Source organism: Microbacterium sp. IO18 (genome assembly GCF_049099505.1).
Classification (GTDB): Bacteria; Actinomycetota; Actinomycetes; order Actinomycetales; family Microbacteriaceae; genus Microbacterium; species Microbacterium aurugineum.
Window position 1 is genome coordinate 1 of record NZ_JBMJAF010000004.1, and the last position, 24,448, is coordinate 24,448.

The following is a 24,448-nucleotide window of genomic DNA, read 5'->3' on the forward strand; positions in this document are numbered from 1 at the left end:
CCATCCGGCATCCGCCAGGGCGCCAGCTTCATCATGCCCGAAGGTAGCTAATGAACGACGCGCTTGGAACCGAGAACGAGGCAGAGGTACTTTTTGAGCGCCGCGGCCACCTTGGGGTCATTACCCTCAACCGCCCCAAGGCGGTCAACGCGCTCACTGCCGGAATGGCGGTGGCGATGCTGCAGCAGCTCACCGAATGGGCCGAGGACGATGCGGTGGCCACCGTCCTCGTCCACGGTGCCGGTGAACGTGGTCTATGTGCAGGCGGGGACATCGTGGCAATCTACCGGGACATGCTCGCCGGTGGGACGGAAACGGCCAAGTTTTGGCAGACAGAGTACCCGTTGAACGCACTCATCGCCCGCTACCCCAAGCCGTATGTGGCGTTCATGGACGGGCTTGTACTGGGCGGCGGCGTAGGGATCTCTGCACACGGCTCCATCCGCGTAATCACCGAACGCACCAGAGTCGGCATGCCGGAGACCACCATCGGATTCGTCCCGGACGTTGGTGGAACGCTCCTACTCTCCCGTTCGCCGGGGAAATCCGGAACGCACGCTGCACTTACAGGGGCCCACCTCAATGGGGCGGACGCGCTTTTCCTTGCTCTCGCGGATCACTACGTCCCGTCAGAGAGACTCCCGGATCTGGCAGTCGCGCTGGAAAGCGAAGACGCGGAAGCTGCCGTCGTACGCTTCAGCGAGAAGGCCCCGCGCTCAAATCTGGAGGAACAGCGCAACTGGATTGATGCCTGCTACTTAGGAGACGATGCGGACGAAATTCTCGACCGGCTCCGTGCCACCGGCGGTGCCGCTGCTCTGGCGGCACAGACCATCGAAGCGAAATCGCCCACAGCCGTGAAGGTTGCCTTGGAATCCTTGCGCCGAGTGAAGGGCCTCACGATCGAAGAGGCCCTAGCCCAGGAATATCGGGTTGGCCTGCGGTTCTTGAGCGGCCCCGATTTCCTTGAGGGCATACGGGCCCAAGTAGTCGACAAGGACCGCAATCCGCAGTGGAACCCCCCTACACTGCACGAGGTACAAGCGGCGGATGTGGAACGGTATTTCGCCCCGCTGGGCGACCAAGAGCTAAACCTTCAGTCAAAGGAACCAAACAATGTCTGAGAAAACCACAATCGCCTTCCTCGGAATGGGCCACATGGGCGGTCCCATGGCCGCTAACCTGGCCCGGGCCGGTTATCACGTGATGGGCTTCGACCTGTCACCCGCGGCACTCGAGGCAGCAAAGGCCAACGGCGTGGCCACTGCGACCAGCCCGGCTGAAGCTGTCCTCGGAGCGGACGTGGTCCTGACCATGTTCCCGAGCGGTCGGCACGTATTGGATGCCTACAGCGGGACAGACGGGCAGCCCGGGCTGCTCGACGTGGCCCTACCGGGCACGGTCTTCCTGGACTGTTCCAGTATCAACGTCGATGAGGCACGGAAAGCCTCCGCGCTAGCCATCGCGGCAGGACACCGGGCCATGGACGCTCCCGTCTCGGGAGGAGTGGTGGGCGCCGAAGCAGGCACACTGACTTTTATGGTTGGCGGCGAACCGGCGGACTTCGAGGCAGTCCGGCCACTCCTCGAAGTGATGGGCAAACGGGTGGTCCACTGCGGTGAACACGGCGGCGGCCAGGCCGCGAAGATCTGCAACAACATGATCCTTGGCATCTCCATGATCGCCGTGAGCGAGGCCTTTGTGCTGGGCGAGAAGCTGGGCCTGACCCATCAAGCGCTGTTCGACGTCGCCTCCAACGCCTCGGGACAATGCTGGGCGCTGACGACCAACTGCCCTGTTCCCGGGCCAGTTCCGACGAGCCCCGCGAACCGTGATTACCAGCCGGGGTTCGCAGGGGCCCTGATGGCCAAGGATCTCAAACTGGCGCTGAATGCTGTGCAAAGCACGGGTGTGACGGCCCGGCTGGGCCCGCTCGCGTCGGAAATCTATGACGCATTCGCGGCAGAAGGCGGCGCGGGCCGAGACTTCTCGGGAATTATCACGGACATCCGCGGCAAGTCGCAGGAACACGGGAGCCAGGGATGACGGCTTACACGAACATTCTGGTGGAACAGCGCGGCCGGGTCGGACTGGTCACGCTCAACCGACCCGCCGCGCTCAATGCTCTGGACAAGAGCACCATGGAGCAAATGGTGGCAGCAGTCTCAGCCATGGACGCCGATCCTGGCGTTGGTGCCGTGGTGATCGCGGGCTCCGGCAAGGCCTTCGCCGCTGGGGCCGATATCAAGGAAATGGCTGCCCAAGGGTACATGGACATGTACGCGGCCGACTGGTTCCGAGGCTGGGAGGACTTCACCCGACTGCGTATTCCCATCATCGCGGCGGTATCCGGCTTCGCGCTGGGCGGGGGCTGCGAACTGGCCATGATGTGCGATCTCATCATCGCCGGAGACAACGCCAAGTTCGGTCAGCCCGAAATCAACCTCGGCGTGCTGCCAGGTATGGGCGGATCACAGCGGCTCACCCGCGCCGTGGGCAAGGCGAAGGCCATGGACCTGATCCTCACCGGACGTTTCATAGGCGCTGACGAAGCTGAGCGCTCAGGACTCGTCTCCCGTGTGGTGCCAGCTGAGGACGTAGTGACCGAGGCACTGAAGGCCGCAGATGTCATCGCCTCCAAATCCAAGCCTGTGGCCATGCTCGCGAAGGAGGCTGTCAACGCAGCGTTCGAGACAGGGCTGGCCCAAGGCGTGCTGTTCGAACGCCGCATCTTCCACTCGACCTTCGCCACCGAGGACCAGAAGGAAGGCATGGCGGCCTTCACGGAAAAGCGGCAGCCGGAATTCAACCAACGGTAGAGCCTCTACGGTTCGAGACCATCCGGGAATTTCTAATGAGTGAGAGGACCTCGGTCTTGCCACAACAACCCGCCACCGGGCTAACTGCCCCCTACGGAACCACTGGGGAACTGCAATTCCCGTTCCCGGACGCGGACCTCATGTACATCGTGGATCTACTGCCCGACGTGGAACGGGAACGGTACATGGAGATCCGGGGCTTCCTCCAGACCAGGATCCGGGCTCAGTCGATCGATTTCTGGAACCGCGAAGAGTTCCCCTTCGGCATGCTGGCCGAAATGGGAAAGTACGGCCTTGGAGGCCTGCAGATAGATGGTACGTCCAAGCTCTTCAAGGGGCTCATGTACGTTGAAGTGGCCTGTGGGCAGCTTCGCTCCGTGTCGTCGGAATCGCTTCCTTCGGTGTCGGGACGTCGCGGGTGCGCGAGACGGCCCGCGTGACTTGGGGTTCGGGTGCATAATGGTGGTGTCTTCGGACCCGGTAGTGGGGCTTGCCGGACCCAACCTCGACAGTTGTCGACAACAGTCCCTATCTCAGCTGGTCGCGCTTCTGCGCGCCTGAGGTAGGGAGTGTCATGACAGCACCAATCGGTTCCGGACCGGTCGTCGTCGGCGTCCTGCCCGGCCTCGCTCCGGGGGTCATCGAGGTTGCGTCGTCTATCGCGCGGCGCTTCGGTACGACGCTGGTGTGCGTCAGCGTGGATGCATCGCTCTTCGATGCCGGTACGCGCTCGGACGGGTCGGTGATGGTGGAACCGATCGACCCTGACACCGCTGACACGACACCGCAGGGCTTGTCGGACAGTGACAAGGCGGCAGTACGTGCTGCCGCAACGACCTACGGCGTCGACGTCACGTTCGTCCCGGGTGTCGGGGATCCGAGCCGGGCACTGTCGCAGGTGGCCGAAGACCGCGACGCGGCGATGCTGGTCGTCGGGGCCAGGACGGGAGCGGGTCGAATCGCGGAGTTCTTCACGGGGTCGGTCGCGGTACGGCTGACCCATCAGCAGCACCGTTCAGTGCTCGTAGTGCCCGTTGATCCGGTCGGGTTCGATGCCCCACTGCCGTGGGACACCCCGTGACCGGCCAGCTTGTTCTGCTCCGCCACGGACAGAGCACTGCGAACGCTGCCGGTACCTTCACCGGCTTGCGAGACGTCGCGCTGACCGAACAGGGCAGCGCCGAAGCGAATCGGGCTGGGTTGCTACTTCTGCATGCCGGCATCCGACCGGACCTCGTGCTCACGTCGACGCTCGAGCGGGCGCTCCACACGGCGGAGCTCGTCACCGACGTCCTCGGACGTGATGCGCCGATCGAGTCGACGTGGCGGTTGAACGAGCGGAACTACGGCGCCCTCACCGGCATGTCCAAGCAGAATGCGCAAGCGGCGTTGGGGGCGGAGCAGTTCTTCGCTGTTCGTCGGACCCGCACGGGACGGCCACCACGCATGTCGATCCGCGCGTGGCTGGCGCTCCGGCGGACGCCGGCGCTTCGTGGACTGCCGTGGGCGGCACTTCGTCGAACCGAAACACTCTCCGACGTCATCCGCCGGGTCCAACCCGTCCTGTCGCACAGCATCACCCCGGCACTCCGCGACGGGCAGACAGTGCTCGTCGTCGCGCACGGCAACTCACTGCGGGCACTGTGTGCCTGCATGGACGGCCTAACTGACGGTGAGCTCGCGGACCTGAACCTCCCCACGGGCGAACCCCTGATCTACCGGTTCGACGGCGACGGTGGGTTCTGTCCGCGGGGTGGGGAGTACCTGCATCCGGCAGCACGAGCAGCAGCGGCAGCGGTCGCTGCGGAAGGTGGAACATGACCTCCCGAACGGACACGCACCTGCCCGATGGGCAGCTCCCGCCCGACCCAGACATCGACGCCAACGACCCGGAACGTATCGACCGGCCAGTGCATCTGCGGTGGCGGTACCTCGGTGTCGTCGCACTCGGCGGCGCCATCGGTACCGCCGCACGCGACGGACTCAGCACCGCGTTCCCCGCTCAGCAGGAGGTGTCCTGGGCGATCTTCTGGATCAACATCGCCGGCGCGCTCCTACTGGGTGTGCTGCTGGAACACCTCGCGCATCGCGGACCTGACGAGGGTCGCCGCCGGACACTGCGCCTGCTTCTGGGAACCGGTGTCCTCGGCGGGTTCACCACCTACAGCACCCTCGCGACCAGCACCGCGGTGTTGTTCCTCGCTGGCCGCGGGTTGGCCGGCACCGGGTACGCGCTCCTGACGGTCCTCGCCGGCGCGATCGCCACCGGTAGCGGCCTCGCGATCGCGGGTTTGGTCCGACCGAACGGGGCCACATCATGAGCGCCCTGGCCTTCCTCAGCGTCGCGGTCGCTGGCGGTGTCGGCGCGGCCGCACGGTTCTTCGTGGATGGTGCGATCAACCGGGGTCGGCAGTTCCGGCTCCCGGTCGGGACGCTGACGATCAACATCACCGGCTCGTTCCTGCTGGGCTTGATCACCGGCGCCGCCGGTCACCTCGGCGCCACCCCCGTCGCGGTGCTCGGAACAGGGCTCATGGGTGGCTACACCACGTTCAGCACCGCCAGCTTCGAGACCGTCCGCCTCGCACGCACTGGCCGCACCACCGCGGCTGCCGTGAACGGGCTCGGGATGCTCGTCGTCTCCGTCGCCGCAGCCGCCGGGGGCGTCACCCTCGGCACCCTCACTTGACCATCCGACTGGGAGACGAACAGCTCATGCACTTCGACATCACGATCGAGATCCCCCGCGGCAGCGGCAACAAGTACGAGGTCGACCACGCCACCGGACGGATCCGCCTGGACCGGGCGGTGTTCACCAGCATGGTGTTCCCGCAGGACTACGGCTCGATCGACGACACTCTCGGCGATGACGGCGACCCCCTCGACGCGCTCGTGCTGCTGCCCCGGCCCACGTTCCCCGGCGTCGTCATCGACGTCCGCCCGGTCGGGATGCTCCGCATGGTCGACGAGAACGGCGGCGATGACAAGATCCTCACCGTCCCCGCCGGAGACGTCCGCTTCGACCACGTCCAGGACATCTCCGACGTCGCCGAGCCGGTCCTGGCGGAGATCGAGCACTTCTTCGCCCACTACAAGGAGATCGAGCACGGCAAGCACGTCACCACCAACGGGTGGGCGAACCGTGTCGACGCCGAAGCCATCATCCGCGCCGCACAGGAACGGTTCACCCCGCACCCCTGACCGGCACCCGCGCACCCGACACCATCCAGTGCGCGCCCTGAACCGCCGTGGGGAGGCAACTGGCGCCCAGTGATCGCCAGGAGGTCGTCCCTCCGCCTCCCCGCGGCCCACACCCGCACGACCAACCCGAAAGGCGACAACCGCCGTGAACGACTACATCAGCAACGTCCACCACACCACCCACCATCAGGGCGAGTACGTGACCCACACCAGCCGCCCCGTCACCATCAGCAGCCTGCACGGCTCCCGGATCCTCGACTCCCGCGGCTACCCGACGATCCAGGTGCGTCTCGAGCTCGAGGACGGCACCGTCGTCACCGGTGACGCCCCCGCAGGCGCATCCACTGGCGCGCATGAGGCTGTCGAGCTTCGCGACGGCGGCAGCAGCTACGGCGGCCGCGACGTGAGCCAGGCACTGCACCTCATCACGACGGACGTCGCACCGATGATCACCGGCCAGTCGTGGACCTCGATCGGGCAGGCCGACGCCGCCCTCGCTGCCCTCGACGGCACCCCGAACCACCGCCGGCTCGGCGCGAACAGTGTCGTCGCGACCTCGATCGCGATGGCACGCGCTCTCGCCGCCGCAGCGGAGCTGCCGCTCTGGCGTTGGATCGCAGACGTCACCGGCAGCACGCCCCGCCTGCCCGTCCCGCACTTCAACGTGCTCAACGGCGGAGCGCACGCAGCGAACGCGCTCGACTTCCAGGAGTTCATGATCGCCCCGGTGAACGCCGAGACCATGACCGACGCGGTTCGGATCGGATCGGACGTCTACCACGCGCTGGCGGCACTGGTCCGGGAACGGTTCGGCAGTCTCGGTCTCGGGGACGAAGGCGGCTTCGCCCCGTCGATCGCCGCGCCCGAGGAGGCCCTCGACCTCCTCGTCGCCGCGATCAGTGCCGCCGGTTACGAGCCCGGCGTGGACACCGTCGCGATCGCACTCGACCCGGCGGCGAACGAGTTCGCGCTCGGTGACGGTAGCTACCGGGTCGTGGACCGCCGGCTCGACCGCGCAGGCATGGTCGACTACTACCGCGACCTCATCAGCCGGTATCCGATCCGGAGCATCGAAGACGGCTTCTCCGAAGATGACCACGGCGGCTGGAAGGCGATGTCGTTCGCGCTCGGCGACATGCTCCAGATCGTCGGCGATGATCTCTACGTCACCGATCCGCAGCGCATCCGCGACGGTGGGAAGGACGGGCTCTCGAACGCGGCGCTCATCAAGCCGAACCAGATCGGCACCGTCTCCCAGACCCTCGACGCGATCGGCGTCGCACGCTCGCTCGGGATGCGGAGCATGGTGTCGCACCGGTCCGGCGAGACCACCGACACGTTCATCGCGGACCTCGTCGTCGGCACCGGAACCGGACAGATCAAGTCCGGCGCACCCGCCCGCGGAGAACGCGTCGCCAAGTACAACCGGCTCACCGAGATCGCGGAGAACAATCCGGAGCTGCCCTACGGGCTGCGCTGACCCCGACCGGTCACCTCGTGGGCGACGCGCAGGAAAGCAGAACCAGCTGGCTGAGGCTCTCCCGACCAGATCGCCCGCAACGGCCGGGCAAGTGGCGGCCCAGCGAGCGGGACCCGCACCAGCGACCCGTCGTTGATGTCGGCGGCGACCGTGCGAAGGCTCATCACCGCCGGTGCAATTCCAGCCTGCGCGTTCGCCCGGATGATGCTCGTGGTCTCCAGCACCGCGGCCGGAACCGACATGCTCAAACCGGCCTCCCTGAGCCATGCGGCGAGGGTCGCGCGAGTTCCGGAACCTTCTTCCCGCAGGAGCAGAGCCGTCGCCGCCAGGACCTCCGCAGTGATCCCGGTCGACCGAGCCCAGGGATGTTCCGGCGCAACGACGACCGCGAGCTCATCGTCCGCGATCACCTGCGCGGACACACCTGCCGCCGTCACCGGGGTCTCCGTGAACCCGAGGTTCGCGCCACCCGACTGCACGAGGTCCGTCACCGCGGCGGAGTTGCCCGCGATCAGGCGCACCCGCACGTCGGGTTCGCGGCGGCGGAATTCGAGCAGCCAGCCCGGCAGCAGCAGCTCCGCGATCGTCTGTGACGCTGCGACGACGAGCGAACCCGTGGGAGTCCGCAGCGCAGCCACTCCTGCTTCGAGGTGGCGAGACGCGTCGAGGACCGGTCCGGCCAGCCCGACGACGAGCCTGCCGGTCTCGGTCAGCACCGACCCCGTGGTCGAGCGGTGCACCAACAAGTGACCGACCATGCGCTCGGCGACCCGGATCCGAGCAGACACTGCCTGTTGCGTGACGCCGAGCGCTCCAGCGGCAGCGGAGAGGGAGCCGGTCTCGGCGACGCGTGCGAGCACGTCGAGTGTGTCGAGGTCGAGGGTTCGGTCCGTGAGTCGCCGTAGTGCCACAATCATTGATTGTGCCCTGCCAAGAGGTTCCGGGTACCGCCAGAGGCAGGATTCGCGCAGGCTTGGCCCATGACAACGCTCCGCACGGACCCTGCACCCGCGAACGGTAGCCAGCTGCCCCAACGGCCGCAGACGGCGTTGTTCCGTGACCTGGAGCGGCCAGGCCTGATCGTGTCGAATCTCACACCGAACTGGTTCGCGTCGATCATGGGCACGGGGATCGTCGCTGTCGCAGCTGCGTCACTGCCGCTGCAGTTCCCCGGGCTGCGCCTCGCGGCGACGGTCGTGTGGGCGATCGCCGCGGTGCTCCTCGTCGCCCTCACGACCGCGACGGTGCTGCACTGGATCCGCTACCGGAGCACTGCAGCCGGGCACCAGCTCAACCCGGTGATCTCGCACTTCTACGGCGCACCACCGATGGCGTTCCTCACCGTCGGCGCCGGGACACTCCTGCTCGGCAAGGACTGGGTCGGCCTGCCCGCCGCCGTCACCATCGACTGGGTCCTGTGGACCATCGGCACCATCGGAGGACTGCTCACGGCAGTGCTCGTGCCGTACCTGGCGTTCACCCGCCACGAGAACAAGCCCGACTCCGCGTTCGGCGGCTGGCTGATGCCGATCGTCCCGCCGATGGTGTCCGCCTCCACCGGTGCGCTCCTGCTGCCGTACGCCCCCGCCGGGCAGGCGCGGGAGACGCTGCTGTGGTCCTGCTACGGCTTCTTCGGCCTCAGCCTCATCACGTCGCTGGTCGTGATCACGCTGATCTGGAACCGTCTCGCGCAGCACAAGGTCGGGGCCGCCGGCATGGTCCCGACTCTGTGGATCGTCCTCGGGCCGGTCGGACAGTCGATCACCGCGGTGAACCTCCTCGCATCGAACGCCCCCACCGTTGTCGATGCGAGTACCGCGCATGCCCTGCTGGTCGTGGCGCTGGTGTACGGGTTCGCGATGCTCGGCTTCGCGCTGCTGTGGACCGTCATCGCCCTCGCGATCACCATCCGCACTGCCCGCGAACACTTGCCGTTCAGCCTGACTTGGTGGTCCTTCACGTTCCCCGTCGGGACCTGCGTCACCGGCCTGAACGGGCTCGCCCTGCACTCAGGCCTGACCGTCGTTGCCGTCCTCGCCGTCATCTACTACGCCGGCCTCGTCGCCGCATGGATCACCGTTGCCCTTCGCACCTTTCACGGATCCGTCATCCGTGGCACCCTGCTGGCACCGCCACAGCCGGCATGAGTACCCCCGAGGAACTCGCTGACGTTCGATCGCTGAACGGTCTCGCGGAGACGTGGCGGACCGCGCCCGACGGCAGCCGACGGTTCGTCCCGAGCTTCGACCCACGATCCGGCGGCAGATTCAGCCGTGTCCTGGTCCTGATGCAGTCGCCTGGCCCCCAGACCATCGCCGCAGCGCACGCAGCGATCTGCAGCGAGGACAACCCGGGCCCGACCGCGGCCGCGTTCCGAGCAGCCCGTATCGAGTCCGGACTCGCACGCGGCGAGTACGTCCGCTGGAACCTTGTCCCATGGGAACTGCCCGACCGCGTGCGACTCGAGGACATCGACGAGGGGCGGCATGCCCTCGCCACACTGCTCGCGGCCCTCCCCGCTCTCACTGCGATCGTCACGTACGGGGCCGTTGCCCTCGACGGCGTCATGCGACACTTCACCCTGGACGAGCACCCCCGACTCCTTCCGGTCATCGCAGCACCACATCCGTCTCCCGCCAACGGCCGCCACCGATCGGAACAACACCTCCGTTCCGTGCAAGCACTCCGGCTCGCCGCGCGAGCGCGGCAGACGTAACAAATACGAACGATTCCGCTACAACTATCCGTACCGGCGCTCAGTCCGGGTGCGAGGCGCCGTGTCTTGTAGCGGAACCCAGTCCCAGAATCTACGTGCCGCCACTACCCCTCCTGGTCGAGTTTCGCTACGTTCTCTTCATGGGTCACCTTCTCGGGTATGCGCGCGTGTCCACCACAGACCAGGACGCGTCGCTGCAGATCGACGCGCTCAACGCCGCTGGCTGCTACCGCGTGTTCGTCGACACCATGTCCGGGTCGCTCCAACACCGGCCCGAGCTCGACAAGCTCCTCGACCAGCTCCGCCCCGGCGACACTCTCGTCGTCTGGCGACTCGACCGGCTCGGCCGGTCCATCCGGCACCTCATCGATCAGCTGCACGCTCTCGCCGAGCGCGGCATCGGGTTCCGGTCCCTGCAGGAGACCATCGACACCACCTCGCCCGGCGGCCGGCTCGTGTTCCACGTCTTCGCCGCGTTGGCGGAGTTCGAACGGGACCTCATCAAGGAACGCACCAACGCCGGCCTCGCCGCCGCTCGAGCCCGCGGCCGCACCGGCGGCCGACCATCTCGGCTCTCCGCGGACCAGGTGCGCACCGCACGCCGGCTCTACGAACAGCAGGACATGACCGTCGCGCAGATCGGCGACGTGCTCGGCGTTAGCCGCACCACCATCTACCGTGCACTCGCGAAGCACGCCGAGCCCGTCGCGGCGCGACGAACCAAGCCTTCCCCAACGATGTAGCTGGCTATGGACGCGAGCGAGCGGTGGGGCATCCTTCGACTGCACGTCGAGGACGCCATCCCGCTCGCCACCCTGGCCCGCACCACGGGCGTCGCTGAGCGCACCCTGCAACGCTGGTTGGCCCGCTACCGAACCGGCGGATACCCGGCTCTCGCCGACGGCACCCGCACCGATCACGGCGCCCGACGGACGGCACCGGAACTGGTGCGCCTGATTGAGGGGCTCGCACTCACCAAGCCACGACCTTCGATCGCCACGATTCACCGCCAGGTCGACAATTACTGCACCAAACGAGGTCTCTCAGCGCCGTCGTACTCCGTTGTGCGGTCGATCGTGAACGGGCTTGATCCCGGGATGGTGACGCTCGCGCTTGAGGGGCCCGCGTCATATCGGGACAAGCACGAACTGCTGCTCCGACGTCGTGCGGATCGCCCCAACGCGATCTGGCAGGCGGACCACACGATGCTCGATCTGCTCATCGTCGGACCCGACGGCAAGCCCGAACGGCCGTGGTTGACGGTGATCCTCGACGACTACTCCCGCGCGGTCTGCGGGTACATGGTGTTCCTCGGCGCCCCATCCGCCGCGAACACCGCGCTCGCGCTCCGGCAAGCGATCTGGCACAAGCCGGAACCGGACTGGCCTGTCTGCGGGATCCCAGACGTGCTCTACACAGACCACGGGTCCGACTTCACCAGCCACCGAATCGGCGACACCGCCGCCGTGCTGCACCTCCGCATCATCCACTCGCAGGTCGCTCGCCCCCAGGGCCGCGGGAAGATCGAGCGGTTCTTCGGCACCATCAACACCGAGCTGCTCCCAACGCTCCCCGGCCACCTCGCACCCGGATCCTCGGCGCCGGCGCCGACGCCGGCGCTGGATCTCGCCGGTGTCGACAGTGCCATCAACACGTTCATCCGCCGCTACAACGCCCGCATCCACCGCGAGCTCCGGAAGAGCCCACTGGAAGCGTGGATCGCAGACGGGTGGCTGCCACGAATGCCGGACTCCCTCGAGCAGCTCGACGGGTTCCTGCTCACCGTCCCGACCACGCGTGTCGTGCAACGAGACGGCATCCACTTCGAAGGGCTCCGCTACACCGCAACCACTCTCGCACCCTTCGTGGGCAGCACCGTCAGCGTCCGGTACGACCCCCGCGACGTCACCGAGATCCGTGTCTTTCACCGCGACGCGTTCCTGTGCACCGCGATCAGTACCGCGCATCAGACCGAGACCATCAGTCTCAAGCAGATCCAGGCCGCCCGGAACGCGCAACGAAGAGCCCTGCGCGGGCAGATCCGCGAACGCATCGCGATCGTCCGCCCCACACCCGATGATCACACCCCACCAGCACCCGCACCGGCACCGGATCAACCGCGACTGATGACCTACGAGGAGGACCGGTCATGACGAGCCAGTTCATCATCACGAAGGAACACCGTCGGTTCGCGGAGTTCGCCGACGCCGTCCGGAAGCAGAACACCATCGGCGTCTGCTTCGGCCCCGCTGGCGTCGGCAAGACCCTCTCCGCACGCCGCTACGCCCACTGGGACAGCATCGGCCCGTTCATCGCCAGATGGGCCGCACGCAGCGAAGACGACACGAAGATCTACGCCGCCGCCCACCGAGCCCGCACCGTCTTCTACACGCCCGAGGTCTCCGCCACGATGCGCGCCCTGCAGGACGACCTCCGGCACGACATGCTCCGCACCGAACGCTGCATCGAGGAACACCTCCTGCTCCAGGGTCGCCACTTCGACCACGCACACGGCCCCAACCCGTCCCTGCTCGAGCTGATCATCATCGACGAGTCCGAACGCCTCACCGGCAACGCGATCGAGTGGCTCCGCGACCAGTACGACCGCACCGGCATAGCGATGATCCTCATCGGCATGCCCGGCATCGAGAAGCAGTTCAGCCACTACCCGCAGCTCTACAGCCGCCTCGGTTTCGCCCACCAGTACCGTCCGCTCGGCCACGACGAGCTGCTCTTCGTCCTCGAACGTCAATGGCGCAAGCTCGGCAAGACGCTCGACCCCGACGACTTCACCGACGCGCAAGCCATCGCCGCCGTCGAACGCATCACCCGCGGCAACTTCCGGCTCCTTGAGCGCCTCCTCCCTCAGATCCAACGCGTCCTGAAGATCAACGAGCTCGACGTCATCACCAACGACGTCGTCGAGGCCGCCCGCAGCACCCTCGTCATCGGCACCACCTGACCCGACACCGATCGCAGCGAAAACGACGACACAGAGCGAGGCTGCTCACAGGAGGGCCTCGACGGCGAGAATTTGAGGGCAGCCGTCGCCGAGACGCGTTCACATCTCAACCACATCGCGGCCAACGACCGCCGCAAACCCGATGATCCCGAGCGTCCGCACGCATCCGGCGGCAACACGTTTCGAACAACACCATGACCGAGCGGCTAAGCCCAACACACAAGCTCCGCGGTCGATAAATCTGCCGAATACCAGCCAGCTTCAATTTGTAGGCCGAGCGATCCCCAATATCAGCGACGTCGTATCGAGAGAGGGAACCAGGCGACGACAAGGGTTCCGAGCGCTAGCAGGGATACCAGCCATTCAAACTGTCGGCCAAACGAAACCGCCGGGGTGATCACCGATGAGGTTTGCAAGTCTTCGACCATCGCACCTGCGGTAAACCATGGCAGCTGCTGTATGACGGAGCCGTCAGGAGCCACTATCGCACTCAACCCCACAGTGGAGATATTCACGACGCTGCGCCCCAATTCTATTGCTCGGATTCGTGCCATGGCCAGCTGCTGAGCGCTCTCGTCGGTGCGACCGAAGTCCGCGTTGTTTGACGAGGCGAAGATAACCTGCGCGCCCTGTTCCACCGATTCTGTGAGGATCTGATCGTCGACGATATCGAAGCAGATGTTGATCCCGACGATCGTGCCATCGATGTCGAAGACATTGTCAGTGCTGCCCGGTGTGTATTCGCGTTGGATCAGGTCAATGAGATCAGGCGCGAACTGACGCCAAAATTCTCGATCCGGAATGTATTCTCCGAACGGGACCGGATGCTTCTTGTCATAGAAGTCTAGGACGCCCTCGCCTGCCTGCCAGAGCACCGCAGTGTTGTAGTGGAGGCTGTTGCGCTCGCTCACCCCCTGAGCGATGAGCGGGGCATCCATCTGTCGAGAGACGTAGTCGAACACACCGGTTGTGTAGGGGTCGGTCATCGGGTCGTCGTAGGTCGTGCCTTCGGGCCAGAGCACCACATCGACAGATTGATCAAAGAGCGAGGTGGTGGCATCGAGCTGGGCCTGCAGCAAGTCGCGCGCGCTCGAACTGTCGAAGTAGCCCGCGCGCCCATTTCCTTGGACAGCGGCAACCCGTATGGTGCCCTCCGCCTTGGTTGGCCAGGCCGGCAGCACGAGCATGAGACTGGCCAGACCGATCACTACGGATGCTCGCACAAGCGGCCTCACGCCGGCAATCCGCACTGCCTCCACCGTGACCGCCGCGAGCAGTACCATCAGGAAGGTCACTCCGGAGATGCCAAACCACGCGAAGAGGGGCGCGAACGGGCCCTCGGATTGCGACAACGCCACCCTCCCCCACGAGAAGCCGCCGTATGGCCACACACTCGACCACGCTTCACGAGCGGTCCAGAGACCTGCCACGGTTAGGGGCAACAGCCCAAGGCGACCTGGGGCACCTGGCCAAACCTTCGGTAGCCAGCTATATGCGAGTGCAATCGCCGCCGCACCGGCGGCGAAGAACAGCGACTCGAGAACGGCCAGTGCCGACATCGGAAGCGGACCGAGAAAGAGTGATGCCCACTGGATGTGCGTGAAGTAGAAAGCTGCGCCCGCGATGAAGCCGACCAGCAGTGAGGAACCAAGTCGGCGGCCGATCAGAGTCAGGAGAATGAGGCAGACGGCGACCAGGGTGAGCGGCCAGAGGTTCTTGTCGGGGAAGCCGGCGTCCATTATCGGACCGGACGCCGCGGCCACGAGCAAAGCGGCCCAGAGCGGCAGGATCGGCTTCACAGCTCGAGTGTACGGGTCGAAAAATCCCAGGGGACTGCAGATGTCGATTCCGCAGCGGACGATGAGCCAGTCGCCGCATCGGGAAGGGGCCTTCACAGCTACCTTCCAGAGGTGAAGAAGATGCTGAGCGGTGAGGCGGTTCGGAAAAACGCTTTTGCGTCTCTGCACCGCACGGCATCATTCATTTCACGAACAAGGGACTACAACATGGCAGGACGGCTAGAGGGCAAAGTGGCTCTCATTACCGGCACGGCGGACGGACAGGGGAGGGCGGCGGCGCTCGCCTTCGCTGCCGAGGGCGCCAAGATCGTGGGTTGCGATCTCAAGGCGGGCCTCGGTGAGGAGACCGTCGAAATGGTGCGGGCGAAGGGAGGGGACATGGTCTCCATGCAGCCGCTGAACTTGAGCGACGAAGCCGCGGTTCAGACTTGGATCGACTTCGCAGTTGACGCGTATGGCGACTTCGACATCCTCTATAACAATGCCTCAGGCGTGCGCGGTGGAACCATCGAATCGCTCACTCGCGCTGACTGGGACTTTGACATGACGAATGAAGTCACGATTCTGTTCCTGGCAATCCAGAAGGCCCTCCCGGTATTCAAGCGCAAGGGCCACGGCGTAATCCTCAACACGGGCTCGGTGGCCGCGATGGTGGGCTCGGCGATGCCCGGCAACGTGGCGGGCAACCTAGTGCACAACGTGGCCAAGGGTGCCGTGCTACGGCTTACGACCAATCTCGCAGTGGAGTTGTCGCCATGGAACATTCGGGTTAACACCGTTTCTCCCGGGTTCATCGACACCCCCGCAACGCGTTCGCTGCTCGAAGCCGGAGGGCGCGGGCCGGTCGAGAAGTCGCTGCTTAATCCCCGTGTTGGGCGGCCGGAGGACATCGCGATGGCAGCAGTGTACCTGTGTTCTGACGAGGCCGACTATGTGACGGGATCCAACCTGGTGGTCGACGGAGGATGGGTCGCCGGAGGCGGCGTTGGCCGCCCGGATCCCGCGATCGAGCAGATCTTCGGCGAAGTGATGAAGAAGCTGGCGAACGCCCCCACCGCCTAATTCTTCGAGATGGCCGCCCCGCCGAGCTCGCTGCTCTGTGGGGCGGTTACTTCGCAGGCGACGCAAGATGTTCACTAAGATCCTGAGCGCCTACTCTTCTGCCTCAAGCGCATTGAGAAGGAGATCCCCGCCGTGGCGCTCTCGGAGGGACAGCTGATGCCCTCGTACTTGGATGAGGACCCGAGCTAGGGCATGGTGCCAATCCCGTCTAGTGCCAGTGGGGGCGCGGCTGTCGGGTCCGGCGGGTGTGCGTTGGCTACTTGGGCGGCACGTACTGATTGAGAAGTCTGTTGGTCAGGTTGAGCAACAGCGCTAGATCTCGGATCTCACTCGTCGAGGAAGGCCCGAGGGCGGAACCCAAGGTCGATGTCAAACCGCCGAGCACTTCGGCGGCAACCGCCGCCCCAGACCCGGTCACTTGGAGGACGTGGCTCCGCCCGTCGGTGGGATGAGCGACTCGTATCACGTGGCCCGATTCAATGAGGTCTTCGGCGATCGATGTGAGTGTTCCGGGGGACAAGTCCAGTCTTTGGGCCAGCTCCGAGGGTGTCGCACCGCCGGGGTCCGCTATACACAGCAGCGCTCTGAACGCCGTCTTGCTGAATCCTCGACGCTCCGCGTCCAGGCTTCCAAGCAACACCATTGTGCGCATGAGGTCCATGAGGTTCCGCGCAAGACTCGAGGCAGCTTCTCGCCGTTCACCGGACAGGCCACTGTCCCGGGGGACGGACCTGCCCTGCGATCCCGGGCTCACTGTGACGTGTTCACTTTCGGCGCCAACGACGCGTTTTCATGTTCCGCAGGCGGCTGCGACTGCTTCACCAGAATAGCTAGAGCCCTAGCGGCGCTTGGTCGCTGCGAGCGTCCTGCCTCGAGGCGTCCAGCCACTCTTTGGAGGGACACGAGGAATTCCAATAGTTCAATATCGATTCTGTTGTCGAGCCCGACAGGCGTGCGGACGAGGTCGTATCCAAGTCCGCGTGCGTAGCTGAGTGCTGTGGATACCGTGTGTTCATCCGCTTGCCCGAGTGCGCCAGTACGAACTAGTTGCCTTGTCGCCTCCATAGTGACGTGCGAGATGTCTTCTCCAGACTCGTGGACGCCGGCGGCCGCCCGGACGCCCTCCGCGACCATTGCAAGAGCAGTCAGGAAGGCTCCGGCTCGCAGCAAGACCAACTCCTCGTTGTTGGCACCTCGATCGCCGAGCATGGTCGTCAGAGTAGCGGGATTTACTTCAGAAACCGAAGGATCATCCTTTGACACGCCGCGGTGTCTCAGTGTCGGCAGCACGTACTTGCCGGTATCTCTCTCGGAGGGAACGTGCTCCACGGTGACGGGGGACTGGAATGACATCGGGATCCGAGCTTTCTAAAGTTGCTCCGACTTTAGTGTGAGCATCCGTCACAGTCCCTCGCTTCGACCGGTACGGCACACCTCGGCGGGCCGAGGACGAGGTGGCACAAGACCTAGCGGCCGACGCTCGTGGATAGGGTCTGATCAGAGGGCGGGCCGCGTCTTGGCCGCCTCTGCGGTCGGAGAAACTTCTACTGGTGAAGACCGTTATCCGCTTTTACTCTGAAGCGACGTGCAGCGGTGCGACTCACAGCCTCAATGTGTGGAACCCAGCGCGGCCCGCGGCCGTGATTGCCGTCGTCCAAGCCCGACTGACGCATCCTGTGAAGGCCTTAGCCTTCTAGTTGTGGTCATCGAAAAGGCCCGAACATGTTGACCGAGGGGAGCGGGAATGCCGATCAGCGAGGTCGAGTTCGTCGATACTCCTCTCCTCCGCGTCGGGTACGAGGCGCTCGGCGAGGCGGGTGCTCAGACCGTCATACTCCTGCACGGGTTTCCTTACGATGTGCGGTCCTACGACGAGGTGGCCTCCCGGCTGTCGAAGGCTGGCTCCAGGGTCGTCGCGCCCTACCTGCGCGGCTACGGTCCGACACGGTTCCTTTCGGACCAGACGCTGCGGTCTGGCCAGCAAGCAGCGCTCGGTCAGGACCTGATCGACCTCATGGATGCGCTCGACATCGAGCACGCGATAGTTGCGGGCTACGACTGGGGCGGCCGCGCCGCATGCGTCGCCGCGGCGCTCTTTCCGGAGCGGATCGACGGGTTGGTCACCGTCTCCGGCTATGCCATCCAAGACATCGCAGCATCCGTCGAACCGGACGATCCTCTGGATGAGAAGCTGGCGTGGTACCAGTACTATTTCCACTCCGAAAGGGGTCGGCGCGGGCTTGAGCTGTACCGCGAGGATCTGTGTCGATTGCTGTGGCGCGACTGGTCTCCGGAGTGGGCCGAGGCAGAGGCCGCGTTCTCGGCATCGGCGCCCAGCTTGCACAACCCGGATTTTGTCGATGTCGCTATTCACTCCTACCGGCATCGCTACGGCCTGGTCGATGGGGATCCGCGCTACGACGAGCACGAGCGGCGTCTCGCCATGCAGCCTACGATTTCCGTACCGACTGTCTCAGTCGACAGTAAAGCGGACGGGTTCGGATGGTTCGACTCGTCGGAGCACGCGTCCTACTTCACCGGGTCTTTCCGACGTGTCGTGTTACCCCGGGTGGGGCACAATCCGCCTCAGGAAGACCCCACGAAGTTCGCCGACGCCGTGTTGATGCTCGGGCCGCACGGTGCGCTTGCGTAATCAGGCCGGATGAGGCGAGCCGAACGCGATAACCGGCCTCTACTTGAAGCTCAAAGCTGAGCAGTGTCCCGGCGTCCCAGAAAGGCCTGGTCAGACGGACAATCGGGGGAGGGGTGGACTGCTATCCGCCTTGGCTCTGATTGCACTTTTTGCAAACAGAGCAACTACTACTTGACATAACGACGGTTATCGGAGTAATGCTCAGGTTGCGCGATCGGGGCGAATTTAGCACCGCGACCCGCCCCTTGGCAACGTATCGCGGTCGGTAAACTCGCAGCCATGGCGCGGCCGAAGTACACCCACAGGCCGTGCACGGTCTGTCGCGCTGATCGGGATTTCAAGATCCTTGACGAGCGCGATATCAAAGGCCGAACCCTGATGGTGTGCACCAGGTGCAACTCGAAGATCCCTGTACCAGGTCAGAAGAACCCGACCTGGGCCGAGCTGCTCGCAGACGACGAGTGACCGCGCTATTCGCGGAACGAACGCCCGGTGCTTTCAGCCCAGTCGCGGACCTCGCGAACGTCCCAGACATCGCCTGACTTCAACCGGCGCACCGGCGGCGGGAACTCGGAGTGGCGGGTCTTCCAGACGTTGATCGTGTTCGCCTCGATGCCGAGATGTTCGGCTATCTCAGCCGGACCAACGAGGTACTTCGCAAGCACGCGAAGCTTCTTGCGACCCTCCTGCTCGTCCGACACGCGACCAGCGTATGCGGGGCACGCTCGCGACTCCCCGAGAAGGGCGATCCGACACTCCGCGTACAAAGATTCGCCTATCCGTCGGAGATCTCTTACACTCGTCGGTATGTCAGCCCTTCGTGCGATGGTTCCCACAGTCCAATGACCGCGGAACTTCAGCTCAGTGAACCCGGCGACAACACCTTCGCCGAAGGGACCGGCCGCGACAACACGACGTGGCAGGTCCTCCTCGGCGACTGCAGAGAGGCCGTCAAGCAGCTGCCGCCGGCGTCGGTGAATAGCGTCATTACCTCACCGCCGTACTTCTGGCAGCGCGACTACGAGGTCAACGGTCAGTTCGGTCTGGAGTCGACGATCGACGGATTCGTCGACAACCTGGTGGACGCCTTCGCCGCAATCCGGCCGGCACTCACCGACGACGGAACCGTGTTCCTCAACCTCGGCGACACGTTCTACAGCGCCAAGGGAAAGCCGCACGGTCAGGACAACAAGCACCGGAGCCGACGGCTTCCGGGCCTACGTGCCGTTGACGGACCAGGGCTCGGCCTGCCCCGCAAGTCGCTAATCGGCATCCCCTGGCGCGTAGCACTGGCCATGCAGGCAGACGGATGGACCCTCCGGAGCGCGATCATCTGGGTGCGGAAGAGCGCAATCCCCGAGCCGACGAGCAAAGACCGTCCGTGGCGCAAGTATGAGCACATCTTCCTGTTCTCCAAGAGTCCTCGTTACTTCTTCGACCGCGACGGCTTGAACGGCGAAGAGGACGTCTGGTACATCGAGCCCGATCGAAAGTCGCTGGCCCGCGGAACGCACTACGCGCCCTACCCCCGCCAGCTGGTTGAACGGTGCATTGCTGCGGGCGTCCCCGAGGGCGGCACGGTGCTCGACCCGTTCCTGGGTGGCGGGACCACGATGTACGTGGCAGAGGAAATGGGGCGGTCCTCAGTCGGCGTCGAGCTCAACCCCGCATTCTGCGGGCTCGTCGCCGACAACATGACGAAGCTCACCAGCGGCCAGTAGCCGCCCGTGGGCGGTACCTTCGTCATGTGAAGTTCGCTCCTCCTCAGCTGGTCCTCGCGGCGGTAGACGCCCTCGACGGTGCCCACCCGCTTGCCGTGGTCTCGATACCGGCGCTGCTGCGCGCCGGTGCGCAGCTTGGCCAAGACCCCACCTCCGCGGCAGTGCCGTTCGGGTCCACGGAGGAGTCAGAGCTTCTGCGGCAGTTCTTCACGCTGCCGCGGCCGCCGGAGCCAGACCGCCCGTATTACGCGCCCTGGTCCAAGTCCTCAGACGGGCCGAGTTGGCAGACGCAGAAGTACCCGGGCGGCGGTCTGCAGCGCCAACGCAACCACCTCACGAATCAGGGCGATGTGTTCGTCCAGAACAAGGTCACTGACGGCCGCGACACCTGGTCGCTCACGGCGCACGCCGGCGCCGAGCTGCTGGCTCGCCAAGACCACACCGTGCGGATCGTCGACCTCGCGGTGTGGTTCGGTCGGAACATTGACACCGATGCGCTCGACGCGTCGATCACTACCGGCGCTGCGGATCCTCTGGACCGCCTCATCGCATGGTTCCGCAGCGAGTTCGATCCCGACAAGGGCGACCTCATCGGCACGCTCTACAGCGACGACGTGCCCAGCGACTACCGCGATGCACAGTTCGTCGATGCACCGGTCGCCGAGGGCACATACGAACTCTTGGGGTCGCTGCCGCCCGCCCCGGTCGTGACCATGGATCTGCCCGAGCTGACTGCCGCGCTCGAGGCCCGGATTACAGCCGCCGACTACGTGCTCCCCCCTGGGCTCGTGCGGCGCGTGCTGATCGCCTGGATGCGCGGCGACATCGTGATCCTGGTCGGGCAGCCGGGCACCGGCAAGTCTCTCTTCGCGAACCTGCTCGGCCGCGCGATGGAGGCGGAACTAGACCTCGACGCACCTCTCGTCGTACCCATCAGGGCCGACTTCGACGAAGCCGAATTCATCGGCTACGAGCGACTGGACGGTTCGCCAGAGTTCCGCGAATTCACCACGTCGGTGCTGAAAACCGCAGACCCGCTCGAAGCCCGCGTGGTGATCCTCGAAGAATTCAACCTCGCCGCGGTCGAGACATATCTGTCGTCGGTTCTCGTGGCGACCCAGGACCAGGAGCGCCTCATCCGCCTGCCCGCCGGCGAGGACGCGCAGCTACCCGTCGACACCTTCATCATCGCGACCTGCAACTCGTACCGTGACGAGCCGGAAACGCGTACCCGCGTGAGCTCGCCAACGAAGCGGCGATCGACGATCATCACCATGCCGAACGTGCTCGGTGACCGCTACGACGCCAACCCCGACACCGCCGTCCTTGACCTCGCGATCGAGCTCGTCCGGGCGGAGCATGCCCGTGTCGCGAGCCGCGGCGACCGCAGCGCCGCAGCGCAATTCGACAAGTTGCGTCTAAGCAACTTGACCACCGTCACGCAACTCGACCACCTCTCCCCCGGCGTGCAGACGTCGCTCAAGAAGGTCGCCAACGCGATCCTTGAAACTGCCTCCGGCCGGTCGTGGTTCACGATGGGCTTATTGCGCGACGTCGTGCTCAACATCGCTCACGCCGACCGTACCGAGTCGGCCGAGCTCGTCGCGCTCGGCGAATCGGTCGCCGACAAGCTGGTCCACCAGCTCCGCGGCACGTTCAGCGACGTCGAGGATCTCCGCGTGGCATATGCCGATCTACCAAACGCCGACGAGATCGACCGGCTCCTCGAGCGCATGATGGACGGCCCCTCCGACGAGCTGCTGTCGCTGCTCTAGAACGTCGGCACGCGCAGCGTCGACACGATCGCCACCGCGGCGGCGGCTAGGTCTTCGGCGTCAGGAGAAACCGCGAGTTCGAGGATGCGGAAACCCTTACCCTCGACGACCGCATTCGCGCCCGCATCACCTGGGAAGAGAATCGTCACCGCATCCAAGCCGTAGAGGCCCATGTACGAGCTGACGTCTTTGCGGGAGTCTTCCGACGCTCCCCCGTCGCGTGCGCGCCGGTACTTCGCGTCGATGACCGCGATCGCGTCGGTGGCGCGCTCGTGAAGGAGCAGGTCGGGCCGCGAGTCATCCGGGCGTGCACTGTGGTGGCGCCAGGAACGCAGCACGGCCGGCGGCGGCGACGTGTCGTAGTACAGGTCGAACCGCTCCCCCGCGAACGCCGGCTGGACGCTCCCCAACACCGGCGACGTCTGCAGAAGACCCAGCTCGCGGGCAAGCCTCGACGCGGCGTATGCCTGATAGATCGCATCGGACTGCTCGACGTAGCTCAGCCGGGAGCGAGGCTCGACAGTCGCGCTCCACCCGAACCGCTCCGCCAGGTCGCGGGCTATCCGGTACGTGGCCCGGTACGGGGCATCGGTGATCTCCTCCGCCTGCCGTGGCTCGATCCCGAGCGCGTGTGCCCCAATCGACTGCACCAGAGGACGGCGCTGCAGCGACCGCGCACGGTTCGACCATAACCGGGCACGAGCCACCGCATCAGCGCTGCTGCTCGAGGCGATCACGTCCCGCGAGAGGCGGTCGACCCACGGCAGAATCGCGACCGCACGCCGGTTCGCGATCGTATCCAGCGTTGACTCACGCTTGCGAGCGACGACGCGCAGCGGTTCGAACCGGCGCCCGTCTGCCTCGATGACGCCACCAGGTGCTTCCGCGAGATAGCGGCGAGGGTCTGATCGCAACAGACGCAGCGTCGGAGCCAGGAGCACGCCCGCACCTCCTCGACGGCGCAACGCACGCGCCGTCCGTTGGTTCGCGCGAGGGGTCTCTACGACCGCAGCCACGGCGCCCAAAGCCTCGTCGGCCCACTGATCCAGCCAGCCATAGGCAACGTGCGGATCCCGCATCCCCGACCCGTCGGAGAACATCGCTTGACCTGTCCAGCCCGTACCCATGGTCCGCAGCTCGTCGAGCATCGAAACGATGCCGGCGAGACCGAGCTTGGCGTCCTCGGTGCCGAACCAGTAGGTCTGCCCGTCCACGGTGAAGCGATGGAATCCAGTAGAACGCACCAGGTCGACCGAGAGCAGCCCTACCTCGCCAGAGGACAGCCGGACTGCCCTCCCATCGAGAAGAGCATTCCTCGACCGGGCGCCGGCGACCGAGAGTACGACCTGAGTTGAGGGCACAATCTGGACGTCATCGCCCAGGCTCACCTCATACCGCCCTGCTAGGAGACGGACGGTCGGAACACTCACCAGCCCATTGTGAGGCTTACCGGAACTGGACGCGCTGCGCCTCGACGACGCGCGCCGTGGTCGCTGTGTCGATCGACACCCGAAGCACCTCCACCGCTGAGTCTCGTAGGGCGGCAGTCAGCCACGCGCGCGGGCGTAGTAGATAGGCTTCCGCGTCGACATCGGCCACAGCGATCACGAGGCGGCTCGCGCCGAGCCGCCGGCCTGCCCAGACCAGCTTGAACGCATCAGTCGTCAGTTTCCTGCTCTGCCCACTGAGCAGCGGCCCGACGTGCGCGTACGCCTCCACCAGAACCGAGCGGTCCGACGACGCACCGTCGATCTGGACCTGCACCCCGTCGCCCAGGTCGATTGTCTCCGCCGTGAGCTCGAGGCCGACGTGCTCGGCAACGGCAGCAACGATCAGGGGTTCGGCCGCGCGCTGGGCCGACGAGTCAGACGGGTGCGCCACGTTCATAGCCCGAGCCTAAGGCCGGGCATGTACTCCCCCGCTCCCCTACGTGAGGGTTTCGCCCCGCCTCGATCAGCTGTCAAGGGCGCTGCGCGTCGCGGCTGCGATGCCCCTCCGGGGCACCCTTGACAGCTGCCCGGGCGGGGGCACGCTTCCAGCTATGGAGCGGGGGATGTAAAGATTTCGAGGTCGTAGTAGAACTGCCGGAAGACCTCGCCGGCATCGTCGACGAATCCGAGGCCATCAGCGAGGTTCCGGTCCAGAAGCTGCACGACGGTGGTTTCGACGCGCTCCCCCGGGGTGCGCTTGGGTCGAAGGCGCACGGAGTCGCCGGGTGCGAGCGCCGCCCAGCGCGCCGCTCGGTATGTCATTGAGCCAG

At 65.6% G+C, this 24,448-nt stretch carries 26 protein-coding genes and 1 pseudogene; 19 read left to right on the forward strand and 8 right to left on the reverse strand.

What is annotated here, in order from left to right; genetic code table 11:
• Positions 1-50 precede the first annotated feature (50 nt).
• The 10 genes and pseudogenes from ACLF6J_RS17225 to eno all read left to right on the forward strand — a co-directional run bounded on the left by ACLF6J_RS17225 (position 51) and on the right by eno (position 7,500).
• The gene (locus tag ACLF6J_RS17225; RefSeq protein WP_421076927.1) at positions 51-1,124 is read left to right on the forward strand and encodes an enoyl-CoA hydratase/isomerase family protein; all 1,074 of its coding nucleotides are present in this window, start codon (positions 51-53) and stop codon (positions 1,122-1,124) included.
• Positions 1,117-2,046, forward strand: a complete 930-nt coding sequence (gene mmsB / locus ACLF6J_RS17230; RefSeq protein WP_421076928.1) for a 3-hydroxyisobutyrate dehydrogenase — start codon at positions 1,117-1,119, stop codon at positions 2,044-2,046. The genes ACLF6J_RS17225 and mmsB overlap by 8 nt, the downstream gene beginning before the upstream one ends.
• Complete coding sequence (locus ACLF6J_RS17235) at positions 2,043-2,819, forward strand: enoyl-CoA hydratase (RefSeq protein WP_421076929.1); 777 nt, start codon at positions 2,043-2,045, stop codon at positions 2,817-2,819. Before mmsB ends, ACLF6J_RS17235 begins: the two co-directional genes overlap by 4 nt.
• A 140-nt stretch (positions 2,820-2,959) precedes the next feature.
• Positions 2,960-3,178: pseudogene (locus ACLF6J_RS17240) on the forward strand (acyl-CoA dehydrogenase family protein); the annotation flags it as partial.
• A 215-nt stretch (positions 3,179-3,393) separates the two neighbouring features.
• Positions 3,394-3,900 carry a universal stress protein gene (locus ACLF6J_RS17245; RefSeq protein ID WP_060915497.1) on the forward strand — a complete coding sequence of 169 codons (507 nt, stop codon included), beginning with the start codon at positions 3,394-3,396 and terminating at the stop codon, positions 3,898-3,900.
• Positions 3,897-4,640 (forward strand): 2,3-bisphosphoglycerate-dependent phosphoglycerate mutase, encoded by a 744-nt coding sequence (locus tag ACLF6J_RS17250; protein ID WP_055960826.1) that lies wholly within the window; start codon positions 3,897-3,899, stop codon positions 4,638-4,640. The genes ACLF6J_RS17245 and ACLF6J_RS17250 overlap by 4 nt, the downstream gene beginning before the upstream one ends.
• Positions 4,637-5,140 (forward strand): fluoride efflux transporter FluC, encoded by a 504-nt coding sequence (locus ACLF6J_RS17255; protein WP_228506157.1) that lies wholly within the window; start codon positions 4,637-4,639, stop codon positions 5,138-5,140. Before ACLF6J_RS17250 ends, ACLF6J_RS17255 begins: the two co-directional genes overlap by 4 nt.
• Positions 5,137-5,508 carry a fluoride efflux transporter FluC gene (locus tag ACLF6J_RS17260; protein WP_055960823.1) on the forward strand — a complete coding sequence of 124 codons (372 nt, stop codon included), beginning with the start codon at positions 5,137-5,139 and terminating at the stop codon, positions 5,506-5,508. The genes ACLF6J_RS17255 and ACLF6J_RS17260 overlap by 4 nt, the downstream gene beginning before the upstream one ends.
• 26 nt (positions 5,509-5,534) lie before the next feature.
• Entirely contained in the window at positions 5,535-6,020 is a 486-nt protein-coding gene (locus ACLF6J_RS17265) for an inorganic diphosphatase (protein WP_055960822.1), read from the forward strand.
• Positions 6,021-6,165: 145 nt separating this feature from the next.
• Positions 6,166-7,500 (forward strand): phosphopyruvate hydratase, encoded by a 1,335-nt coding sequence (eno, locus tag ACLF6J_RS17270; RefSeq protein WP_083393829.1) that lies wholly within the window; start codon positions 6,166-6,168, stop codon positions 7,498-7,500.
• On the opposite strand, the gene ACLF6J_RS17275 is transcribed toward eno, so the two are convergent.
• Positions 7,485-8,411, reverse strand: a complete 927-nt coding sequence (locus tag ACLF6J_RS17275; protein ID WP_055960820.1) for a LysR family transcriptional regulator — start codon at positions 8,409-8,411, stop codon at positions 7,485-7,487. The two genes, eno and ACLF6J_RS17275, sit on opposite strands and share 16 nt — an antisense overlap.
• 69 nt (positions 8,412-8,480) lie before the next feature.
• On the opposite strand from ACLF6J_RS17275, the gene ACLF6J_RS17280 reads away from it, so the two are divergent.
• The 5 genes from ACLF6J_RS17280 (at position 8,481) to ACLF6J_RS17300 (ending at position 13,178) form a co-directional block, all read left to right on the forward strand.
• Positions 8,481-9,647 carry a TDT family transporter gene (locus ACLF6J_RS17280; protein ID WP_060915499.1) on the forward strand — a complete coding sequence of 389 codons (1,167 nt, stop codon included), beginning with the start codon at positions 8,481-8,483 and terminating at the stop codon, positions 9,645-9,647.
• A complete protein-coding gene (locus ACLF6J_RS17285) occupies positions 9,644-10,216 on the forward strand; it encodes a uracil-DNA glycosylase (RefSeq protein WP_055960816.1) in 573 nt (190 codons plus the stop codon). Before ACLF6J_RS17280 ends, ACLF6J_RS17285 begins: the two co-directional genes overlap by 4 nt.
• A 140-nt stretch (positions 10,217-10,356) precedes the next feature.
• Positions 10,357-10,959: a recombinase family protein gene (locus ACLF6J_RS17290; protein WP_055960814.1), complete on the forward strand. Its 603-nt coding sequence runs from the start codon at positions 10,357-10,359 to the stop codon at positions 10,957-10,959.
• A gap of 6 nt (positions 10,960-10,965) precedes the next feature.
• On the forward strand, positions 10,966-12,369 hold the full coding sequence (locus tag ACLF6J_RS17295) for a Mu transposase C-terminal domain-containing protein (protein WP_071301383.1): 1,404 nt from the start codon (positions 10,966-10,968) through the stop codon (positions 12,367-12,369).
• Positions 12,366-13,178, forward strand: coding sequence for an AAA family ATPase (locus ACLF6J_RS17300; RefSeq protein WP_055960810.1), 813 nt, complete (start codon positions 12,366-12,368; stop codon positions 13,176-13,178). Before ACLF6J_RS17295 ends, ACLF6J_RS17300 begins: the two co-directional genes overlap by 4 nt.
• Positions 13,179-13,468: 290 nt before the next feature.
• Here ACLF6J_RS17300 and lnt read toward each other — a convergent pair whose 3' ends face one another.
• Positions 13,469-14,977, reverse strand: a complete 1,509-nt coding sequence (gene lnt, locus ACLF6J_RS17305) for an apolipoprotein N-acyltransferase (protein ID WP_421076930.1) — start codon at positions 14,975-14,977, stop codon at positions 13,469-13,471.
• Positions 14,978-15,097: 120 nt separating this feature from the next.
• On the opposite strand from lnt, the gene ACLF6J_RS17310 reads away from it, so the two are divergent.
• On the forward strand, positions 15,098-16,039 hold the full coding sequence (locus ACLF6J_RS17310) for an SDR family NAD(P)-dependent oxidoreductase (RefSeq protein WP_421076983.1): 942 nt from the start codon (positions 15,098-15,100) through the stop codon (positions 16,037-16,039).
• Positions 16,040-16,295: 256 nt separating this feature from the next.
• On the opposite strand, the gene ACLF6J_RS17315 is transcribed toward ACLF6J_RS17310, so the two are convergent.
• The gene (locus tag ACLF6J_RS17315; RefSeq protein ID WP_421076931.1) at positions 16,296-16,700 is read right to left on the reverse strand and encodes a MarR family winged helix-turn-helix transcriptional regulator; all 405 of its coding nucleotides are present in this window, start codon (positions 16,698-16,700) and stop codon (positions 16,296-16,298) included.
• Between the two features lie 89 nt (positions 16,701-16,789).
• Positions 16,790-17,392 (reverse strand): hypothetical protein, encoded by a 603-nt coding sequence (locus ACLF6J_RS17320; RefSeq protein ID WP_421076932.1) that lies wholly within the window; start codon positions 17,390-17,392, stop codon positions 16,790-16,792.
• Between the two features lie 391 nt (positions 17,393-17,783).
• Here ACLF6J_RS17320 and ACLF6J_RS17325 point away from each other — a divergent pair, with 391 nt between their 5' ends.
• Positions 17,784-18,692, forward strand: coding sequence for an alpha/beta fold hydrolase (locus ACLF6J_RS17325; RefSeq protein ID WP_421076933.1), 909 nt, complete (start codon positions 17,784-17,786; stop codon positions 18,690-18,692).
• Positions 18,693-19,162: 470 nt separating this feature from the next.
• On the opposite strand, the gene ACLF6J_RS17330 is transcribed toward ACLF6J_RS17325, so the two are convergent.
• On the reverse strand, positions 19,163-19,393 hold the full coding sequence (locus tag ACLF6J_RS17330) for a terminase gpP N-terminus-related DNA-binding protein (RefSeq protein ID WP_421076934.1): 231 nt from the start codon (positions 19,391-19,393) through the stop codon (positions 19,163-19,165).
• Positions 19,394-19,534: 141 nt separating this feature from the next.
• Here ACLF6J_RS17330 and ACLF6J_RS17335 point away from each other — a divergent pair, with 141 nt between their 5' ends.
• Together ACLF6J_RS17335 and ACLF6J_RS17340 are read left to right on the forward strand one after the other, a co-directional pair.
• A complete protein-coding gene (locus tag ACLF6J_RS17335; RefSeq protein ID WP_421076935.1) occupies positions 19,535-20,413 on the forward strand; it encodes a DNA-methyltransferase in 879 nt (292 codons plus the stop codon).
• A 26-nt stretch (positions 20,414-20,439) separates the two neighbouring features.
• Positions 20,440-22,188 (forward strand): AAA family ATPase, encoded by a 1,749-nt coding sequence (locus ACLF6J_RS17340; protein ID WP_421076936.1) that lies wholly within the window; start codon positions 20,440-20,442, stop codon positions 22,186-22,188.
• Here ACLF6J_RS17340 and ACLF6J_RS17345 read toward each other — a convergent pair.
• From ACLF6J_RS17345 to ACLF6J_RS17355, 3 genes are all read right to left on the reverse strand, one after another.
• On the reverse strand, positions 22,185-23,402 hold the full coding sequence (locus tag ACLF6J_RS17345) for a hypothetical protein (protein WP_421076937.1): 1,218 nt from the start codon (positions 23,400-23,402) through the stop codon (positions 22,185-22,187). The genes ACLF6J_RS17340 and ACLF6J_RS17345 overlap by 4 nt on opposite strands.
• A 232-nt stretch (positions 23,403-23,634) precedes the next feature.
• Positions 23,635-24,075, reverse strand: a complete 441-nt coding sequence (locus ACLF6J_RS17350) for a hypothetical protein (RefSeq protein WP_421076938.1) — start codon at positions 24,073-24,075, stop codon at positions 23,635-23,637.
• A gap of 152 nt (positions 24,076-24,227) precedes the next feature.
• Positions 24,228-24,440: a hypothetical protein gene (locus ACLF6J_RS17355; protein WP_421076939.1), complete on the reverse strand. Its 213-nt coding sequence runs from the start codon at positions 24,438-24,440 to the stop codon at positions 24,228-24,230.
• Between the last annotated feature and the right edge of the window lie 8 nt (positions 24,441-24,448).

Excerpts from the sequence above, each read along its gene's own strand:
- ACLF6J_RS17350 (WP_421076938.1), bottom strand. The coding sequence starts at position 24,075 with ATGAACGTGGCGCACCCGTCTGACTCGTCGGCCCAGCGCGCGGCCGAA.
- ACLF6J_RS17245 (WP_060915497.1), top strand. The coding sequence starts at position 3,394 with ATGACAGCACCAATCGGTTCCGGACCGGTCGTCGTCGGCGTCCTGCCC.
- ACLF6J_RS17235 (WP_421076929.1), top strand. The coding sequence starts at position 2,043 with ATGACGGCTTACACGAACATTCTGGTGGAACAGCGCGGCCGGGTCGGA.
- ACLF6J_RS17255 (WP_228506157.1), top strand. The coding sequence starts at position 4,637 with ATGACCTCCCGAACGGACACGCACCTGCCCGATGGGCAGCTCCCGCCC.
- ACLF6J_RS17295 (WP_071301383.1), top strand. The coding sequence starts at position 10,966 with ATGGACGCGAGCGAGCGGTGGGGCATCCTTCGACTGCACGTCGAGGAC.
- ACLF6J_RS17285 (WP_055960816.1), top strand. The coding sequence starts at position 9,644 with ATGAGTACCCCCGAGGAACTCGCTGACGTTCGATCGCTGAACGGTCTC.
- ACLF6J_RS17290 (WP_055960814.1), top strand. The coding sequence starts at position 10,357 with ATGGGTCACCTTCTCGGGTATGCGCGCGTGTCCACCACAGACCAGGAC.
- ACLF6J_RS17280 (WP_060915499.1), top strand. The coding sequence starts at position 8,481 with ATGACAACGCTCCGCACGGACCCTGCACCCGCGAACGGTAGCCAGCTG.
- ACLF6J_RS17325 (WP_421076933.1), top strand. The coding sequence starts at position 17,784 with ATGCCGATCAGCGAGGTCGAGTTCGTCGATACTCCTCTCCTCCGCGTC.
- ACLF6J_RS17335 (WP_421076935.1), top strand. The coding sequence starts at position 19,535 with ATGACCGCGGAACTTCAGCTCAGTGAACCCGGCGACAACACCTTCGCC.
- ACLF6J_RS17225 (WP_421076927.1), top strand. The coding sequence starts at position 51 with ATGAACGACGCGCTTGGAACCGAGAACGAGGCAGAGGTACTTTTTGAG.
- mmsB (WP_421076928.1), top strand. The coding sequence starts at position 1,117 with ATGTCTGAGAAAACCACAATCGCCTTCCTCGGAATGGGCCACATGGGC.
- ACLF6J_RS17300 (WP_055960810.1), top strand. The coding sequence starts at position 12,366 with ATGACGAGCCAGTTCATCATCACGAAGGAACACCGTCGGTTCGCGGAG.
- ACLF6J_RS17260 (WP_055960823.1), top strand. The coding sequence starts at position 5,137 with ATGAGCGCCCTGGCCTTCCTCAGCGTCGCGGTCGCTGGCGGTGTCGGC.
- ACLF6J_RS17265 (WP_055960822.1), top strand. The coding sequence starts at position 5,535 with ATGCACTTCGACATCACGATCGAGATCCCCCGCGGCAGCGGCAACAAG.
- ACLF6J_RS17310 (WP_421076983.1), top strand. The coding sequence starts at position 15,098 with ATGCTGAGCGGTGAGGCGGTTCGGAAAAACGCTTTTGCGTCTCTGCAC.
- ACLF6J_RS17315 (WP_421076931.1), bottom strand. The coding sequence starts at position 16,700 with ATGGACCTCATGCGCACAATGGTGTTGCTTGGAAGCCTGGACGCGGAG.
- ACLF6J_RS17320 (WP_421076932.1), bottom strand. The coding sequence starts at position 17,392 with ATGTCATTCCAGTCCCCCGTCACCGTGGAGCACGTTCCCTCCGAGAGA.
- ACLF6J_RS17355 (WP_421076939.1), bottom strand. The coding sequence starts at position 24,440 with ATGACATACCGAGCGGCGCGCTGGGCGGCGCTCGCACCCGGCGACTCC.